At 62.2% G+C, this 17837-nt stretch carries 14 protein-coding genes and 1 pseudogene; 1 reads left to right on the forward strand and 14 read right to left on the reverse strand.

Annotated features, from left to right (window positions below):
• Positions 1 to 110: 110 nt before the first annotated feature.
• From ON753_RS01720 to ON753_RS01785, 14 genes and pseudogenes are all read right to left on the reverse strand, one after another.
• Positions 111 to 3334: pseudogene (locus ON753_RS01720) on the reverse strand (efflux RND transporter permease subunit).
• Positions 3331 to 4341, reverse strand: coding sequence for an efflux RND transporter periplasmic adaptor subunit (locus ON753_RS01725; RefSeq protein WP_265960827.1), 1011 nt, complete (start codon positions 4339 to 4341; stop codon positions 3331 to 3333). Before ON753_RS01725 ends, ON753_RS01720 begins: the two are co-directional and overlap by 4 nt.
• 16 nt (positions 4342 to 4357) lie before the next feature.
• Positions 4358 to 4561: a YgaP family membrane protein gene (locus tag ON753_RS01730; protein ID WP_265960828.1), complete on the reverse strand. Its 204-nt coding sequence runs from the start codon at positions 4559 to 4561 to the stop codon at positions 4358 to 4360.
• Between the two features lie 357 nt (positions 4562 to 4918).
• Complete coding sequence (locus ON753_RS01735) at positions 4919 to 6103, reverse strand: M20 aminoacylase family protein (protein WP_265960829.1); 1185 nt, start codon at positions 6101 to 6103, stop codon at positions 4919 to 4921.
• Positions 6100 to 6711: a CoxG family protein gene (locus ON753_RS01740; RefSeq protein WP_265960830.1), complete on the reverse strand. Its 612-nt coding sequence runs from the start codon at positions 6709 to 6711 to the stop codon at positions 6100 to 6102. Before ON753_RS01740 ends, ON753_RS01735 begins: the two co-directional genes overlap by 4 nt.
• 23 nt (positions 6712 to 6734) lie before the next feature.
• Positions 6735 to 7616 (reverse strand): NAD(P)-dependent oxidoreductase, encoded by an 882-nt coding sequence (locus tag ON753_RS01745; protein WP_265960831.1) that lies wholly within the window; start codon positions 7614 to 7616, stop codon positions 6735 to 6737.
• 1 nt (position 7617) lies between these two features.
• Complete coding sequence (locus ON753_RS01750; RefSeq protein WP_265960832.1) at positions 7618 to 10002, reverse strand: xanthine dehydrogenase family protein molybdopterin-binding subunit; 2385 nt, start codon at positions 10000 to 10002, stop codon at positions 7618 to 7620.
• Positions 9999 to 10481, reverse strand: a complete 483-nt coding sequence (locus ON753_RS01755; protein ID WP_265960833.1) for a (2Fe-2S)-binding protein — start codon at positions 10479 to 10481, stop codon at positions 9999 to 10001. The genes ON753_RS01750 and ON753_RS01755 overlap by 4 nt, the downstream gene beginning before the upstream one ends.
• Positions 10478 to 11356, reverse strand: a complete 879-nt coding sequence (locus ON753_RS01760) for an FAD binding domain-containing protein (protein ID WP_265960834.1) — start codon at positions 11354 to 11356, stop codon at positions 10478 to 10480. Before ON753_RS01760 ends, ON753_RS01755 begins: the two co-directional genes overlap by 4 nt.
• Before the next feature lie 4 nt (positions 11357 to 11360).
• Positions 11361 to 12458, reverse strand: a complete 1098-nt coding sequence (locus ON753_RS01765; protein ID WP_265960835.1) for an ABC transporter ATP-binding protein — start codon at positions 12456 to 12458, stop codon at positions 11361 to 11363.
• A 15-nt stretch (positions 12459 to 12473) separates the two neighbouring features.
• Positions 12474 to 13451: a carbohydrate ABC transporter permease gene (locus ON753_RS01770; protein WP_265960836.1), complete on the reverse strand. Its 978-nt coding sequence runs from the start codon at positions 13449 to 13451 to the stop codon at positions 12474 to 12476.
• A 1-nt stretch (position 13452) separates the two neighbouring features.
• Positions 13453 to 14370: a carbohydrate ABC transporter permease gene (locus ON753_RS01775; RefSeq protein WP_265960837.1), complete on the reverse strand. Its 918-nt coding sequence runs from the start codon at positions 14368 to 14370 to the stop codon at positions 13453 to 13455.
• A gap of 208 nt (positions 14371 to 14578) precedes the next feature.
• Positions 14579 to 15907 carry an extracellular solute-binding protein gene (locus ON753_RS01780; RefSeq protein WP_265960838.1) on the reverse strand — a complete coding sequence of 443 codons (1329 nt, stop codon included), beginning with the start codon at positions 15905 to 15907 and terminating at the stop codon, positions 14579 to 14581.
• Between the two features lie 439 nt (positions 15908 to 16346).
• A complete protein-coding gene (locus ON753_RS01785) occupies positions 16347 to 17036 on the reverse strand; it encodes a TetR/AcrR family transcriptional regulator (protein WP_265960839.1) in 690 nt (229 codons plus the stop codon).
• A gap of 179 nt (positions 17037 to 17215) precedes the next feature.
• Here ON753_RS01785 and ON753_RS01790 point away from each other — a divergent pair, with 179 nt between their 5' ends.
• Positions 17216 to 17527, forward strand: a complete 312-nt coding sequence (locus ON753_RS01790; RefSeq protein WP_265960840.1) for an NIPSNAP family protein — start codon at positions 17216 to 17218, stop codon at positions 17525 to 17527.
• Positions 17528 to 17837 lie beyond the last annotated feature (310 nt).

The raw sequence follows: 17837 nt of genomic DNA on the forward strand, positions 1-17837 counted from the left end.
CGGAACGAATAATTCCGGTTGGTGACCATCTCGTGGAAGCTGCAAAGGTCGGCAAGTCCATTGCGTGATTGATACGTTATCCTGTGGCCGCGCCTTCGCGGCCATTCTTTTCAATGCGAGGGTTCCTGCGCCTCGCTGTCCCTGCCCTGCCCACCCCTCAACGCCATGTAGATCGCAGGGATGACGAGGACCGTCAGGATGGTGGACGAGGCAAGGCCGAAGAGCAGCGAGATCGCAAGCCCCTGGAATATCGGATCGGCGAGGATTACGGCGGCGCCGATCATCGCCGCAAGCGCGGTGAGCAGGATCGGCTTGAAGCGGATGGACCCGGACTCCAGCAGCACCTCCAGCAAGTTCCGTTCGGCCGAACGGGAATGCTGGATGAAGTCGACCAGCAGGATTGAATTGCGCACGATGATACCCGCAAGCGCAATGAAGCCGATCATTGATGTTGCCGTAAAGGGTGCCGAAAACAGCCAGTGCCCGATCATGATGCCGATGAAGGTAAGCGGGATGGGCGTCAGGATGACGAGCGGCAACTTGAACGAGCCGAACTGGGCGACGACCAGAATGTAGATCCCCAGGATCGCCACTGCGAACGCCCCTCCCATATCCCGGAACGTCACCCAGGTCACTTCCCACTCGCCGTCCCACAACAGGGTCGGATGGGACTCGTCCACCGGCTGGCCGTGCAGAGAGATTTCAGGCTTTGCCACATCGCCCCAGTCCGCCGTTTCGATGGCCCTGGCAACGGCTATCATTCCGTAGACCGGTGCCTCGAACGCGCCTGCGAGCTCCCCCGTCACCATTTCCGCGGTGCGTCCGTTGTGGCGGAAAATCGGGAAGGAGGCCCTTTCCTGGGTTACCGACACCACGTCTCCCAGTTCAACGATGCCGCGTTCGCCAGGCAGCGCATTGGCGGGAACGGGCGTTGAAAGGATGCCTGCGTCGATAACCTTCTCGCTCTTGCCCAGACTGACCCGGATCGGGATCGGATAGCGGCCGCCGCCCCGGTGCGAATAACCGACTGTGGTTCCGCCATAGAGGCGCCGGATCGTGTCGAATACGTCGTTTTGCTCGACCCGATGATATTCAAGATTGTCCTGATCGATTGCGATCCGGAGCCGGCTGGCCGGGCTGCCGAAGGAATCGTCGACGTCGACGATGAACGGCACGTCCTCGAAGGCCTCACGCACCTTGGCCGCCACGGCCCGCCGGGTGTCGGCGTCAGGGCCGTAGATTTCGGCAAGCAGCGTCGCCAGGACAGGAGGCCCCGGCGGAGGTTCGACGACCTTGAGCGTGGTTCCGGCAGGCAGGTCGAGTGACTGGAGGCGATTGCGGATATCGACAGCCACCTCATGGCTTGTCCGCTCCCGCTCGCCCTTTTCGCTCAGGTTGATCTGGACATCGCCCTGTTCAGGCGACATGCGCAGGTAATAGTGCCGGACCAGGCCATTGAAATTGAAAGGTGACGCCGTTCCTGCATAAGTCTGGAACGAATGGGTTTCCGGCACTTCCGCTGCACGGGTAACAATGGCCTGAAGCAGTCGATCCGTCTCTTCGACCGATGACCCTTCCGGCAGATCGGCAACGACCTGCAGCTCCGCCTTGTTGTCGAAGGGCAACAGCTTCACTGTCACATGCATGGTGTAGAACAGCGCGAGAGAACCAACGGTCGCAATGCCGACCAGGATGAGGAACACCCAGGACCGGAGCCGGGTCCTGATAAGGGGGCGTGCGACGACCGCGTAGACGCGCCCGAGCGGCCCGCCGTGAGCCGGATGCGGCGCGTGGCCGCCTCCCCCTGACCTGCGAACTTCGTCATCAGCCACGGCGTCAGCATGACGGCGACGAAAAACGAAAACAGCATCGCCGCCGAGGCGTTTGCCGGGATCGGCGCCATATAGGGGCCCATCAGGCCGGAAACGAACATCATCGGCAAAAGGGCGACCACCACCGTCAAGGTGGCGACGATCGTCGGATTTCCGACTTCCGCAACCGCCTCGACCGCAGCCCCGGTCCGGGACCTTCCGTCCTTCATGGCCCAGTGCCGAGCGATATTCTCGATCACGACGATCGCATCGTCGACAAGGATGCCGATGGAGAAAATCAGTGCAAACAGGCTGACCCGATTGATCGTGTAGCCCATGAGGTAGGACGCGAAGAGCGTGAGCAATATGGTCGTCGGGATCACGACCATCGTCACGAGCCCTTCCCGCCAGCCGATCGCAAGCACGATCAGGATAACGATCGAGACGGTCGCAAGCCCCAGGTGGAAAAGGAGCTCATTCGCCTTTTCGTTCGCAGACTCCCCGTAGTTGCGGGTGATTTCCATCTGCACATCGCCGGGGAAGATTTCCCCCTGCACCTCATGAAGCCGTTCGATGATCGTGTCGGCGATGACCACCGCATTGGTTCCCGGCCGCTTAGCGATGGCAAGGGAGACGGCGGGCGTGCGCTGCAGCTCCTGATCAATTCGCCGGACGTTCGTTACCCGGTGCTCGGCCGAACTTGTAGCGAGACCGATGCTGGCGACGTCGCGAACGTAAACCGGCCGTCCGTCCCGCGCGGTCAATAGCAGATTGCCGATTTCGGCGGCTGACTGGAGCGTTCCCCCGGCGACGAGACTGAGCTGTTCGCGCATCTCACGGACATGACCGGCCTGGAACGACTTGTTCGCCCCTTCGATTTTCGCCACAAGTTGCTGCAAGGTAATCCCGTGCAGCGAAAGCTTCTCCGGATCGGGTTCGATGCGCACCGCCTCAGGCTGTTCTCCGACGATGTATGTCAGGCCGATGTCGGGAAGCTTGGCGAGTTCCACCTGGAGTTCGCGGGCAAGCCTCGTCAGACCGTTTGCCGTCCAGTTTCCGGCGGCATCCGGGTTCGGCGTCAGCGTGACGACGACGATCGCAACGTCATCGATGCCGCGCCCGACGATCAGCGGCTCCGGAATGCCCACCGGAATCCGGTCCATATTGGCCCGGATCTTTTCGTGCACTCTCAGGATCGCGGTATCCGCGCTTGTCCCGACCATAAACCGGGCTGTCGCCAGAACCCGGTCGTCCTGCGTTTGGGAATAGACATGCTCGACGCCATCAATCGCCTTGATGATCGTTTCCACCGGCTCCGTCACCAGCTTGACCGCGTCTTCCGCCGTCAATCCGTTTGCCTCGATCAGGATATCGACCATCGGCACGGATATCTGCGGTTCCTCCTCGCGCGGCAGCATGACCAGCGCGATCAGACCCAATGCGATAGAGGCGAAGAGAAAGAGTGGCGTGAGGGGCGAGGCAATGGACGCGCGCGTCAGCCGACCAGCGATACCGAGGTTCATGGCAGCAACACCCGATCACCGTCACGCAGGCCGGAAAGGACCTCGACGAGACCAGGTTCCGCCTTGTCGATCTTGCGGCCCAGTATTACTGCAACATCCTGTTCGCCGTCCCGGGTAACCAGGCGGACATAGTCGACACCATGGCGCGTCGCGATGGCATTGGCCGGAACGGCCACCACCGATCGTTCCCCCACCGGAACCCGAACAAGCGTACGCTCGTTCACGAAATAGTCGCCAAGACCTTCGACTTCGACATCTGCCGTGACACGGCCCTGCTTGATTTCCGGATAGATCTTCACGATCTTCCCGACCCGGTCTTCGGAATCGTCTTCCGCCATCGGGTTCATGCCACGTGAGCCGACCGCCACGCTTGCCCCTTCACGGAGCTGCGCAGAATGGCGTTCCGGAATCGCCAGCCGGAGGAAGTATTGGCCGCTCGCTATCCTGGCGACTTCCTCGCCGGGCAAGATGACCGAGCCCTTGGTCACGGGAACCGTGAGGACGCGGCCATTGTCGGGAGCCAGGACATCGCCTTCGCTGGCGCGCTGTTCGATGGCGGCCATTTCTGCCTGTGCACCGACGATCTGGCTGGTGACGACATCGAATTGCGTTTTCACCTGATCGAGCCGGCTCTGCGTGGCGGAGCCGCGGTTCACGAGCTGTTCAACGCGCTCCAGTTCCGTACGCGCATTCACCAGTTGCGACTGAAGTGCTTTCAGGCCCGCCTCGGCGGCTTCCAGTTCGAGGGCGATCTTCTCGTCGACGACCACGGCGACAATCTGTCCGGTCTTCACGCCGTCGCCTTCCTGGACCCGTACGTCCTGGATCGTGCCGCCAATCCGCGCCCTGGCGGGCACGATCGTCCGGCTTCGCACCTGCGCGAACACGGCTTTGGTTTCCGGGACGGTAATCGCACGGGCAATGAATTCTTCCGCGATGGAGACCGACCCGGCCCCCAGAAAGAGGCCAAGCATCAGCATGGCCTGCAACACAGCAGTCCTCGTCATAAAATCCGCCCGTGTTCTATTGGAAGGCGACGCCCGGCTTTACGCCGAGTTTCTTGAAGATCATCGCCGCAGGACAAAAGCCCGTAACCGATGCCTGGAGCATGTTCAGCCCGACAAAGGCATTGAGCAGATACCAATAGGCGGAGACGTAATAGCCGAGTGCCAGCGACACGAGGACCATGGCCCCTGCGAACATCATAACCGCGCGATCAACCGTCATGTCCAATCTCCACTCGGGCCGCAGCCCGTTCTCTTGACGGGCAACGAAACAACTCGGCCCGGTGCCACAAATATCGCATGGGGCGACCCGGCGAACATTGACAGAGCGCAAACGGCGGCGGCTCCGGACCGATAATATTCTTAGTTATGAATTCGCTGAATTAGGTAGCTTGGCAGAGCGCTATGTTTGCTTCTTAAGTTGGCGATTGAACTTACCAGCTCATTTCCGGCTGGCGACTTCTGCCTCGATGCTCGACGGCCGGCATGACCTGGCTTCGTGCCGCTCCATAGGAACGAAGCTTGCCAGCGCTTGGGCATTCACTCCATCAGTTCTCGGTGAAACTCAGCAGCGGAGCGCCTATGACAGGCGTTCGGCGGGACTGTTTCTCGCCAGGGCACGCCGCGCAATTTCGACCCAGAACTGCACGCCCGTTGTGAGCGCCTCGTCGTTGAAGTCGTAGTTGGGATTGTGCAGGTTGCGGCCGCCTTCCATGGTGCCGTTGCCGATCCAGATATAGGCGCCCGGCTTTTCCTGGAGCATGAAGGAGAAATCCTCCGCGCCCATGCTTGCCGGCATGTCCTGGACAACAGTTTGCGGACCGGCGACGGTTTCCGCCGCGGCGCGGGCCATGTCGGTTTCCAGCGGCGCGTTGATGGTGGCCGGGTAACGGCGCTGATAATCGAGTTCGGCGCTTGCGCCGAAGGTCTCCGCGACGAGCCTCGCCCGGTGCTGCATCTCCGCTTCCAGCCGGTCGCGCACCTCGGGCGCGAGCGAGCGCACCGTTCCCCGGATCAGGACCGTCTCGGGTATGATGTTCCAGGTATCTCCGGCGCGGATCTGGGTGATGCTGATCACCGCCGCGTCGGCCGGGTTGAGAGTCCGGCTGATGATCGCCTGCCATGCGGTCTGAATCTGGCCGGCGACGAGGATCGGGTCGATCCCCTGGTGCGGCATGCCCGCATGGGATCCCTTGCCTGTGATCCTGAGTTCGAAAGTGTCCAGGGCCGCCATCATCGGGCCGGTATGGACCGCAAAGCGACCGACTGGCAGTCCGGGCCAGTTGTGCATCCCGAAGACGGAATCGACGGGAAACCGTTCGAACAGCCCGTCTTCCACCATCACGCGCGCACCGCCCTCGTTCTCCTCCGCAGGCTGGAAGATGAAGACCACGGTGCCGCGCGGCGGATCGGACGCCATCTGCAGCGCTGCTCCCAGGAGCATGGTGGTATGCCCGTCATGGCCGCAGGCGTGCATTTTTCCCGGTATCTTCGATGCATAGGCAAGACCGGTCGTCTCCTCGATGTCCAGTGCGTCCATGTCGGCCCGCAGCCCCACGGACGGCCCGTCGCCGTTGCGCAGGATACCGACGACGCCGGTCCGGCCGATGCCCTCATGCACTTCCAGGCCGGCCGCACGCAATTCGCGCGCCACGAACGCAGCCGTTCGATGTTCCTCGAATGCCGTCTCGGGATGGATGTGAAGATCGTGTCGCCATTCGATGAGGCGCGGCTCCAGGGCCTTGATGTCTTCGGCGATGGTCATCGGATACCTCCCAGCAGAATGGAACCGGCAATGCCGAGCGCGATGCCGACGATCAGCCACGCCACCCGGTCGATCAGCGGGATATGCCCACCCGCAACCGTGCCCGCTCCGGCAAGCGCTCCGGCCGGTGCCGCCACGCCTGCGGCCTGGGCTTCCGGCCTCGGAGCCTTGCCGGTGACGACATCGGAAAAGGCGGAAAAGAAGTCGTCGGCATTCTTTCTGGCGACGCCCTGGATCAGGCGGCCGCCGACACTGGCCAACTTGCCGCCGATATCGACATCGGCGGTGTAGCTGAGCCGCGTACCGTCTCCCTCGTCCGCCAGGAGGATCCTCGCCGATCCCTTGGCAAATCCCGCCGGTCCCCCCTGGCCACGGCCGGACAGCGTGTAGCCGCGGGGCGGGTCGATGTCGGTCAATTCCACCTTGCCCTTGAAGGTCGCGGTAACCGGCCCCACCCGCGCGGCCACGGAGGCCGTGAATTCGTTTTCGCCGGTCCGCAGCATCTCCGTGCACCCGGGGATGCTCCGACGCAGCACTTCGGGATCGTTCAGCCCGGCCCACACCTTGTCGACGGGTGCGGGAATGACGTGTTCGCCAGTGAACTCCATGCCGTTATTCCTGTCCTGGGATATCAGTTGCCGTAGGCCCTGAAGATCGCCTGTGTGCCTTCTTCGCCGTAACCGTCGGCCACCAGCTTTTCATAGAGCCGCTTGGCGAGTGCCAGCGCCGGCAGGTCAAGCTTCATGCGCTCCGCCTCGGTGATCGCGATCGACATGTCCTTGAGGAAGTGGTGCACGTAGAACCCGGGCGCATAATCACCGTCGAGCATCTTCGGCCCGAGACCGTTGAGCAGGAAGCTCGAGGCGGCGCCCGTTCCGATCGACGACAGGACGTGCTTTGCATCAAGGCCTGCCGCCCTGGCATAGGAAAGGCTTTCGCTGACTGCCAGCATGGTTGCCGCGATTGCGATCTGGTTGCTCATCTTGGTGTGCTGACCGGCACCCGGTCCGCCCTGGTGGGCAATGGTCTCGCCCATCAGCCTGAACAACGGCAACGCCGCGTTGAAGGCGCCTTCCTCCCCGCCGACCATGATCGAAAGCGTGCCGGCTCTGGCCCCGCCTTCGCCGCCGGAAACCGGCGCATCCATTGCCGAAAGGCCTTTCCCGGCCGCCTTCTCGGCGATGGTGACCGCCAGCGTGGGACTGGAGGTCGTCATGTCGATCAGGATCGTTCCCGCTCTTGCGCGTTCTATGATCCCGCCCGCTCCCAGATAGGTCTCTTCGACATCCTTCGGATACCCGACGATCGTGATCACGACATCGCACGCGGCCGCGACGTCGCCGGCGCTGTCGTGCCAGATGGCGCCGCGCCCGACGAGTTTTCCGGCCTTCGCCCTGGTGCGGTTGTAGACATGAAGTTCATGACCGCCTTCCAGAATGTGTCCCGCCATGCTGCGGCCCATGATCCCCAGCCCGATGAAGCCCACCTTCTTCCGTTCATCCGTCGCGTTCATTTCAGTCCTGTCCTTCCTGCCGGTTTCGGTCGGCGCGGCCGCGCAACAGCGAGCGCAGATATTGTGGTGAAAGCGGCTGGTGCGTTGCCGCCACGCCGAACGGCGCAAGCGCGTCGTTGACAGCGTTGGAGACCGCGCCGATCGCTCCCATGACACCGCCTTCCGCCATTCCCTTGATGCCGGCCGGCGTGCGTTTGTTGGGGGTGTGATTGTGCAGGATCTCGACTTCCGGCAATTCGCAGGCGGTCGCCACGAGATAGTCGGCGAAGGTCGCCGAGAGGTTCTGGCCGTTTTCGTCGTAGACGACCTGTTCGAACAGCGATCCGCTGAGCCCCATCGCGATGGCACCCTGCTGCTGGCCGCGCACCACGATCGGATTGATGACGGTTCCGCAATCTTCCGACACGACGTAGCGCAAGATGGTCAGCCGGCCGGTTCGGGTATCCACTTCCACCTCGCAGGCATGCGTGGAATTGGAATAGGTCATCGGTGGCGGATCGTAGGTGAGCGAGAAATCGAGCCCCGGCGCCACTCCTTCCGGCAGGTTGGTCGGATCGAGATAGGCCGTCCGCGCGATGTCGGTCAGAAAGAGGCCCGTCCCGGTCCACTCATTGTTGATCCGCCGCTCGACTTGGCCGTCGAGCAGCCGCAGTTCCTGCGCCGAATTGAGGCCAAGCCGGTGGGCGGCGATCCGCAGCACCTGTTCTGCCGCCTTCTGTGCGCAGAGATAGAGCGCGCCGCCACCAGCCGTGCCGCCGCGTGCGCCCCGGCTTCCCATGCCGTAGGGGGCGACATCGGTATTGCCGGTCAGGATCCTCACCATCGAGGGATCGACACCGAGGCCCTCCGCCACTGTCTGCGACAGCGCGGTCTCGTAGCCCTGTCCGCTTCCGCCGAGACCGACGGAGGCATTGATGACCCCGCTCGGCTCGATACGCACCCAGGCGGCCTCGTGGCCCGACCCGGCAATACCGGTGGTCTTGTAGAAGGCGGAGCCGTAAGTCGTCGATTCCACGACGGTGCAAAGCCCGAGGCCGATGTAGCGGCCTTCTTCGCGCAGTGCGCGCTGGCGCTCGTGAAAGGCGTCATAACCGATGCTGGCAACGGCGCTTTCGAGCGTCTCGGCAGGCGTGATGTCCTCGAGCGTCTCGCCGGTTGCCATGCGGTATGGCAGGTCGGCGGTACGCAACATGTTCACCCGCCGCACCTTCAGGGGATCGAGTTCGAGCTGGCGGGCGATGGCGTCGATCGTACCGTCCATCACCCAACTGGTTATGGCCATGGGAGCGCGCATCGGGCCGTTGCCGCATTTGTTGGTCAGCGCGACCTTTACTTCGAACGTATAATCGGCGATCCGGTACGGCCCGGTCAGGATCATCGCGACGACGCGCGACATGTAGTTTGCCGGATAGAAGCAGTAGGCGCCGAAATCCTCGAAGATCTCCAGTTCGATCCCCAGAATGCGTCCGTCGGCGGCGACGGAGGTGCGCGTATGGCAAAGATTTTCGCGCGCGTGGCTTGCCGCCATCAGGTTCTCCGAACGGTCCTCGCGCCAGCGCAGCGGCTGCTTCAGATGACGGGCCAGTGCGGCGACCGTGAGTTCCTCGCGGTAGAGCGCGATCTTCTGTCCGAAACCTCCGCCGACATCCGGCGAGATAACCGTGACCTGGCTCTCGGACAGTCCCAGCCGCCCGGCCAAGGCGCTCCGCAGCGGATGCGGCACCTGGTTGCCGATGTGGAAAGTCAGGTGTTCGCGGCCCTGATCCCAGACCGCCGCGCAGCCGCGGGTTTCCATCGGCACATGCGTTTGGCGGTGCTGGTAGAATGTCGCCTCGACGACGGCGTGGGCTTCCTTGCGCCGTGCTTCGACGTTCCCGGCCGAAAAGCTCTGGTGCGAGACGAGGTTGGACGGCAGCGCATCGTCGACAAGCGCTGCGCCCGGGGCAAGAGCCGCCTCGAGCGAGGCGACAGGCGCCAGCATCTCGTAGTCGACCTCAACCAGTTCGGCCGCATCCTCGGCGACATAGCGGTCACTGGCGACGACAACCGCGACCGGGTCGCCGTGGAAACGGACCTTGTCGGTCGGCAAGGTCTCGATTTCCGTCGGCTGAAGCCCCTCGATCCGCGGCGCCTGGCGCAGTCTGTTCGTCCATTGGGCCAGGTCCTTGCCTGTGAAAACACCGACCACACCTGGCACTTCGTGCGCCGCCTCCACGGAAATCCCGAGGATCTTCGCATGAGCGTGGGGCGAGCGCACGAAGCAGGCGTGCAAGGCGCCCGGCACGACGATGTCGTCGAGATAACGGCCATGGCCGGTAACCAGCCGCCGGTCTTCCTTCCGCGCAAGCGGCTTGCCGATATAGTTGAACTGGGAGCGGGCTGTCATGGCCGCTTCTCCCGCATTACCGCGGCAGCCTTCAGCACGGCGACAACGATGTTCTGGTAGCCCGTACAGCGGCAAAGGTTGCCCGAAAGAACGTCGCGCACCTGCGCCTCGCTCGGGTCCGGCATCTCGCGCAGAAAGGCTTCGAACGTCATCACGATCCCGGGGGTGCAGAAGCCGCACTGCAAGCCATGCTCCTCGTGCAGCGCCTGCTGCAGGGGGCTCAGCGTCTCCTCGCCGACCGCCTCGATGGTCGTGATTTCGTGGCCTTCCATCTGCACGGCATAAGTCAGGCAGGCACGTGCCGGCTTGTCGTCGATCAGCACCGTGCAGGCGCCGCAAACGCCGTGTTCGCAGCCGACATGCGTGCCCGTCAGACCCAGATCCTCGCGCAGGACGTCGGACAGCAAACGGCGCGGCTCGACATCCGCCTCCCGCGTCGTGCCATTGACCGTCAGTGTAATGGTGCGCTTGTCGCTCATGCGGCTTCCACCTGTGTATTCCTGAGAGCGTCCTTGATCCCGTCCCGCACCAGCGCTTCGGTCAGTTCCCGCCGGTACTCGGCCGGAACAAGCGCGTTGTCCTCCGGCGCGATCCTTTCAGCGACGTGAGCCGAAATCTCCTCGATCCAGGATGCAGTCGGCGTCGCGCCCGCAAAGACGGACGCGTCGAGGTCGATCCGGAAGGGAACGGATGCGACGCCGCCGACTGCAACCTTGAGATCCGCAACCCTGCCGTCGTCGGCGAGGGCGAGCGTTGCGGCGACCGCGACCATGGCGAAGTCGCCGTGCCTGCGGCTGAAGAGCCGGAATCCCCAACCCGCATTCGGCGCCAACACCGGAAACCTGACGGAGGTGACGATTTCGCCGGCCCGCAGGTCGACGGTCATCACCGATTGAAAGAAGTCGCACGCTGCGATCTCGCGCATTCCGCCAACCCCTCCGATCACGATCCGGGCATTGGCGAGCACCGCGATGAGTGGCATCTGGGCAGCCGGGTCGGCATGTACCAGGCTTCCGCCGAGCGTGCCGCGCTGACGGATCGGATAATGGCCGATTGTTGCCGCCGCGGCCGCGAGCAGCGGATGGGCGCGCCGCACCTCCGCCGATGTCGCCACGCGTTGGTGCCGCGTCATGGCGCCAAGTTCCAGGACCCCGTCCACGACGCGGACGAAATCGAGTTCGACCAGATCGTTGAGATCGACCAGGTGCCGGGGCCGCGCCAGCCGCATGTTCAGCATCGGCCCGAGGCTCTGCCCTCCGGCGATCGGTTTGGCCGTCTCGCCGAAACGCGCAAGGAGACCGAGCGCGTCCTCTACCGTTTGGGGCCGATGATAGTCGAACGAAGCTGGCTTCATGATGTTACCCGAACAGGCTCGTCTCGGTGCTGGTGTCGAAGACGTGCAGCCGCGCGGTGTTGGCCGACAGCTTGATCTGGTCTCCGTAATTGTGGCGCAGGTCCTTGTTGACGCGGAAGAACAGTTCCTCGCCTTCGACTTCCATGCCGAGGAACTGGTCGGACCCGACCGGCAGCACCGAGGTCACGGTGCCGGCAATCACTTCGCCGGGCGTGGCTTCGGCACGCTCATCGACGTCTTCAGCGCGGATACCCAGTCTCACCTCGCGTCCGTTGAAGTCTCTCAGCGCCCGGGCACGTTCCGTCGCGAATTCCAGTCGCGTTTCGCCGCGGCGGAAGAAAATTTTGTCGCCCTCGGATTCAAGCGCGCCGGTGAGATAGTTGATCGGCGGATTTCCGAGGAAGGAGGCGACGAACATGTTGGCCGGATGCTCGTAGATCTCGTCCGGTGTGCCGATCTGCTGCACGACGCCGTCGCGCATCACCACGATCCTGTCGGCAAGTGTCAGCGCTTCCGCCTGATCGTGCGTCACGTAGACGAAGGTGGTCTGCATCGCGCGATGCAGTTCCTTGATCTCGGCACGCATCGAGATACGCAGAGCGGCGTCGAGGTTCGAAAGCGGCTCGTCCATGAGGAAGACCGCTGGCTGACGGACCATGGCGCGGCCCAGTGCAACGCGCTGGCGCTGGCCACCGGAAAGCTGGCTTGGCCGGCGCTCCAGCAGATGCGTGATCTCCAGCCGCTGTGCGGCATCGCGCACCCTGCGGTCGATGTCGTGCTTCGGGTGCTTGCGCATCATGAGCCCGAAGGCGATGTTCTCGTAAACGGTCTTGTGCGGGTAGAGTGCATAGCTCTGGAACACCATCGCCACGTCACGATGATGCGGCGGCGTGAAGTTGACGTTGTCGGCGTCGAAATAGAGATCGCCGTCCGTAATCTCCTCCAGGCCGGCAATCATGTTGAGCGTCGTCGACTTGCCGCAGCCCGAAGGGCCGAGCAGAACCACGAACTCCTTGTCCTTGATCTCAAGGTTGAGATTCTCGAGCGCGACGAAACCGTTCGGGTAGCGCTTCGATACGTTCTTGAAGAGGATGCGTGCCACGCCCGGAACTCCCTGTTAGCCTTTGACCGCACCGGCCGTCAGGCCGGAGACGATGTAGCGTTCGAAAATGATGGCGACGATGACCGGCGGTACGATTGCCAGCAGGCCGGCTGCGTTGATGAACGAGAAGCTGATCGTGAAGTCCGACGTGAAGGACGCCAGGACGATCGGCAGCGTCTGCGACTGGGCGGTCTGGGTGAACATCAGCGCCAGCAGAAACTCGTTCCAGCTCGTCAGGAAGGCGAACAGGATCACCGCCACCAGCGACGGAAGCGAAAGCGGAACGAACACCTTCGTCAGCGTCTGGAAACGCGAGCAACCGTCGACCCGTGCCGCCTTGTCCAGTTCGTCCGGAAGCCCTTCGAAATACTGGATCAGTATGAACACCGTGAAGGGAACCGTGATCGCCAGATAGGTGATGACCAACGAGGCGATGTTGTCGAGCAGTCCGAGATTCTTGATCACGAGGAAGAACGGCACGACCAGCGCGATGTCGGGAATGACACGGGTCGTCAGGATGAAATAGACCGAGCCGTTGCGCCCCCGGAACCGGATCTTCGCCATTGCGTAGGCCGCCGGAATTCCGACGATGAGATTGAGGATCACCACGAGAACCGCGACGACAAAGCTGTTCCACATTGCCGGCAGGAGATTGCGCGCCGTGGAGGGAATGTAGTTGCCGGAGGAGGTGTCCTGCGTGCTGCGGGTCTCATAGGTGATCGGTTCCTCGCTGCCGGCGCTGAAGATCGCCTTGAAGTTTCGCAGCGTCGGTTCTTCGGGAATCCAGTGCGGCGGCACGGATACGATCTCGGCCTCCGTCTGGAGCGAGGAAGAAACGAGCCAGGCGACGGGCATGAGGACCACCAGCAGCACGGCAAGGGACCCGAGCAGGATCACACCCCGTTGGATCCAGCGGAACATCATCGACCGCCGCTTGTAGTTGATCGTGCCGGAGGCAGGCTTGTAGGAAGAGATCTGTTGAGCCGTTTCCATATCAGAGTCTCCTGCCCAGGGTGCGGATGATGAAGAAGGCAAGCGCGAACGTGACCAGCGCCAGCAGGTAGGACATCGCCGCGCCCGAACCGAAGGACAGGTTGCGGAACGTTTCGACGTAGATTTCCCATGACAGGACGTGCGACGCGGTTCCCGGTCCGCCTTCCGTAAGGATGAAGAACAGGTCGAAATGGCGGATGGCGATCATCGTCTCGTAGATGATGACGAGCATGAACCCGCCGCGCATGGACGGCAACGTCACGTGGAAAAAGCGCTGCATCAGCGGGGCGCCGTCGACCCGGGCCGCCTGATAGAGATCCTGCGGGATCGACTTCAGCGACACCAGCAGCAGGATCGTGGCGAGCGGGATCTCTTTCCAGACGAACGCATTGGCGATCAGCGGCAGGGTTTTGTCCTGGTCGCCGAGCCAGATCATGTATTTGTCGATGAAATCGAGCTGATAAAGCAGGCCGTTCAGCGCGCCATAGCCGGAATCGTAGATCCATTTCCACATCAAGGCATCGGCAACATAGGGGATCGCCCACGGGATCAGCAGAACCGTGCTGACGATCCGCCGACCGCGGAAATCCTGGTTCAGCAGCAGTGCAACCAGAAGCGCAACCACCGTGATGGCGGTAACCGACATCAAGGTGAAGCTTACCGTGCGCAGGACAGCGGTCCAGAACAGCTGGTCGCTGAACAGCTCGATATAGTTGTCGAACCAGACGAAGGGCGTGCGGTTCGGCCGGGTCAGTTTGATCCGGAAGAAGCTGAGATAAAAGGAATTGACGATCGGGAAGACGGCGACAAGGCCGAGCACCGCCATGACCGGGGCGATGAACAGCAAGGCGACGCGTTCTTCATAGTTGAAATGGCGCCGCAGGCCCATCGCGATCGTATCAGCACTGTTGGTTGTCATCCTGCCGGACCTTCCCTCACTCCGATGCCCCGCCATTGGAGATCAGCTCACGGGCCACGACTGTACCGACGTAGAATCGGATGCCCGGATTTCGTGAAAAATGGAAGCGCAGCCCGGGGAACAAATCCGGGATGCGGATTAAAGCCGCGCTTCACTTCGAGTTAATGGTGCCCAAACAGAATGGGAGGCCCGGGCACCTGATGGGTATTCAGGCCTGCGACTTCAGATCATCCCATTCTTCGCCGGCCATCTTTAATGCGTCCACAGTCGACGCATTGCCAAGGATCGCCGACTGCCAGGCTGATCCGTTGGTTTCGTTCCAGTCGCCGAACCAGGGCGTGATCACGTCTTTCTTCTGCGCGAGTGCCTGTTGCTGCTGGATGATCTCCACGTCGGCGTATCTGTTGTAGGCCGCCTGGATCTCGGGATCCTGGAAGAGCGACTTGACGCCGAATCCCGATCCGAGATCGAGGAACAGGTACTTCTGGAATGTGTACTCGCCGTCCGCCTTTCCGCCGAACCACTCGATCAGTTTCGCGGCATTCTCGGCGCGGGACTTGTCGGCAGCGGCCTGTGACGACATGCCGTGGAAACGCATCCAGCCCACGGTGGCATGGGAGCCGTCGGTGCCCATGGGCATCAGCGCCTGCTTGACGCGCCCTGCGATCTGCGACTGCTCCGGGTCGTTGAGCATGGCCAGCCGGTATTTCGGCAGCAGCGCAAAGGCGTGGTTGCCGGATGCGAACGCCTTGAGGCCCGAAAGCTCACCGGTTTCCAGGCAGCCGCCGGAGACGATCTTGTGCTTGTGGACCGCATCGACGACCCATTGCAGCGCCTTGACCGCACCGTGCTTCTCGTCCTGCATGACCGCGTTGCCCTGGTCGTCGGTGAAGCGCCCGCCCTGCGAGAACACCATCGCCGACATGAATTCGATCAGCCAGCTCTCCTTGGCCATCGCCAGCATCACCGGAAAGTCGGAGATGCCTTTTTCCTTCATGACGAGCGACTGTTCCACGACCTCGTCCCAACTGGACGGCGGTGCGGAAAAACCGGCTTCCGCCAGCTTGTCGGCATCGTAGAGGAACCCCATGAAATCCGTGTAGTAGGTCAGGCCGTACTGCCGGCCGTCATAGGTCATGGAGTCCGTGCAGAATTGTTCTGCGTCGCTGTTGTATTTCATCAGGGCGTCGAATTCATCGACCGGAGAAATCCAGCCTGCCTCGGCCCATTCGGGCAACCAGGCATCGGAAACCCACATGACGTCCATCGGCGCGGCGCCGACGAATTTGGTGACCATGGCGTCACGATACTGCGCCCAGGGCGAGTTCGCGTATTCGACGGTCATGCCGGTCGACTGCTCGAAAGCGGCCAGGTGGCTCTTGACCAGGTCGACGGCAGCCGACCACGTCTGCAGGTTGATGGTGTCACCAGCGGCCAGCGCTCTCATGCCCGGCATTGCCATTGCCGCCGCACCCGCCATTGCCGTGGTCTTCAGAAATTCGCGCCTGCCGAGGCTGCGACCTAAACCGTACTTCATTTGCCTTCTCCCTTGCACGCACCCTCCCGGCGCATGATCGCCGCGGACTTGCGGGGATCTTCCCCTCTCCGGGCAACAAATACGTAGCAGCGGTTTCGTTTGTCGTCAACTGACGACTTTGTCGCATTCGAATATTTGAATAAATGGTTCTCATTGCTCAGGATTCCGTCCTTGGGGATTTTTCGATGGAGTGTAATCGCGTCGCGGGGGCCGTTTTATTATGGTCAAACGGACTTTCGGCCCGGTGAGCCGGGCCCTCCGCGCGGTGCCGGAGACTGGGGACGGGCCAGGCTCAGGACGCCCGACCGTTTGCCAGTGCGGCAGGCAACCTCGCGCGGCGATGTGGGTTGATCAGAGCGATCCTGTCATCGGGGAACCGGCCCGTGGTCATGTCTGCACGGCCGATCGTCTCCCCAGAAAGTTGTGCACTGAACGGGTTTCAGGATTGCTCGAACTGGGAGACGATCGCGTCGAAACCATTCAGGAAGACGCTGACATGCATGGCCACAACCATGTCCTGGGGGATGACCTGGCTTGCGTCATAGATGTGCCGGCGGATCGCATAGTGGGAGACGGCGCCGTGAATGGTCCAGCCAATTTCGTGCACGGCCTCGGGATCGATATCCAGCCTCTTGCCGCGCTCGCGGGCGGTCTCCGCGACGATCGTTTCCGTGAGTTTGGTGATGATCGAGGAGATGTAATCGGGTGCCATGCCGGCTTCGGCGAGGGAGGAATACAGGAACAGCCGCAGCCAGCGCCGGTCCAGGACGTCATCAAGATAATCGTTGTAGAACTTGTTGAGCCGGTCATGCATCGGGCGGTTGCGGTCGCTCAGATCAGCAAACCATCTTGCCTGGAAGGGGCCCACGATCGCCGTATCGTAGACTTCCTGAAGGAGATCCTCCTTGGTGGGGAAGAACCTGTACAGAAGGCGTTGCGAGATCCCGCACTCGGCCGCCAGCGCACGGGTCTGCGCCGTCAGGCCGTACTCTGCAAAAAGCTCGGTCGCCTTTTCCAGGATCTGGGCGCGCCGCTCGGCGTAGGGCATGCGCTTGACCTTTGCCTTGGACTGGCGCGCCTTCTGCTCCTGAGGCGGGCTTCCCCGCAAGCTGGTAGATTTAGCCTTCAAGATGACCTCTCCCCGATTTCCTGACGTTCCGATTCACCAAGGTTTGATACCACGAATTGCCCGCAAGTGATAAACCGGGTCGATTTTTGTCGTCAATTGACGAATTAATTTTCTCGAGGCATTGTCGGAGCCGGGGCAAGGTCCCTGACGGCAGACACATCCAGACGAAAGAGTGCAACATGATCTACGAGCATCGCGTATACCAGGTCACGGCGGGCCGCGCCGGAGAGTTCCTGAAAATCTACGAGGCCGAAGGGCTCGCCATAATCACCAGATACGCGAAGCTTGTCGGCTGCTGGACGACGGAGAGCGGCGTCTTGAATTCGGTCGTGTTCATCTGGGCGTACGAGGATTTCGGCCACCGCACCGCGCAGCGGGCAAAGCTCGGCGCCGATCCGGAGTGGCAGGCCTTCGTGCCGAAGATCCTGCCTTTCCTCGTACACCAGGAAAGCCGCTTCCTGCTTCCCGCTGCCTTTTCGCCCCTGAGCTAGCGAAGGCTTGATCGGTCCGGGAGACCGCAAGCACGTTCAGCCGATGGCGGAGAGGAGGGTCGCAGCCTTGTGGGCTTTTGCTTTTGGTTCCAATCTCTTATGCGCGGCATCCGTGAACAGGCATCTGCAATGTCCGGACAACCGACATCGGCCCGACGCCGCCGCGAATGCCCGTTATGCCTGCTCTTACGGATGCCATGTTACATCAACCAGGGATGTCTTCGGCGTCAAAAAGACAATCGGTTGCTGGTGATGTCAAATCCCGTCATGGACAATATCCAGATGGCTTGATGATGGACATCGACACCTC

It is taken from the genome of Roseibium salinum (assembly GCF_026240905.1).
Classification (GTDB): domain Bacteria; phylum Pseudomonadota; class Alphaproteobacteria; order Rhizobiales; family Stappiaceae; genus Roseibium; species Roseibium salinum.

Coding starts and splice junctions, on each gene's coding strand:
- ON753_RS01725 (WP_265960827.1), bottom strand. CDS start 4,341: ATGACGAGGACTGCTGTGTTGCAGGCCATGCTGATGCTTGGCCTCTTT.
- ON753_RS01730 (WP_265960828.1), bottom strand. CDS start 4,561: ATGACGGTTGATCGCGCGGTTATGATGTTCGCAGGGGCCATGGTCCTC.
- ON753_RS01735 (WP_265960829.1), bottom strand. CDS start 6,103: ATGACCATCGCCGAAGACATCAAGGCCCTGGAGCCGCGCCTCATCGAA.
- ON753_RS01740 (WP_265960830.1), bottom strand. CDS start 6,711: ATGGAGTTCACTGGCGAACACGTCATTCCCGCACCCGTCGACAAGGTG.
- ON753_RS01745 (WP_265960831.1), bottom strand. CDS start 7,616: ATGAACGCGACGGATGAACGGAAGAAGGTGGGCTTCATCGGGCTGGGG.
- ON753_RS01750 (WP_265960832.1), bottom strand. CDS start 10,002: ATGACAGCCCGCTCCCAGTTCAACTATATCGGCAAGCCGCTTGCGCGG.
- ON753_RS01755 (WP_265960833.1), bottom strand. CDS start 10,481: ATGAGCGACAAGCGCACCATTACACTGACGGTCAATGGCACGACGCGG.
- ON753_RS01760 (WP_265960834.1), bottom strand. CDS start 11,356: ATGAAGCCAGCTTCGTTCGACTATCATCGGCCCCAAACGGTAGAGGAC.
- ON753_RS01770 (WP_265960836.1), bottom strand. CDS start 13,451: ATGGAAACGGCTCAACAGATCTCTTCCTACAAGCCTGCCTCCGGCACG.
- ON753_RS01775 (WP_265960837.1), bottom strand. CDS start 14,370: ATGACAACCAACAGTGCTGATACGATCGCGATGGGCCTGCGGCGCCAT.
- ON753_RS01780 (WP_265960838.1), bottom strand. CDS start 15,907: ATGAAGTACGGTTTAGGTCGCAGCCTCGGCAGGCGCGAATTTCTGAAG.
- ON753_RS01790 (WP_265960840.1), top strand. CDS start 17,216: ATGATCTACGAGCATCGCGTATACCAGGTCACGGCGGGCCGCGCCGGA.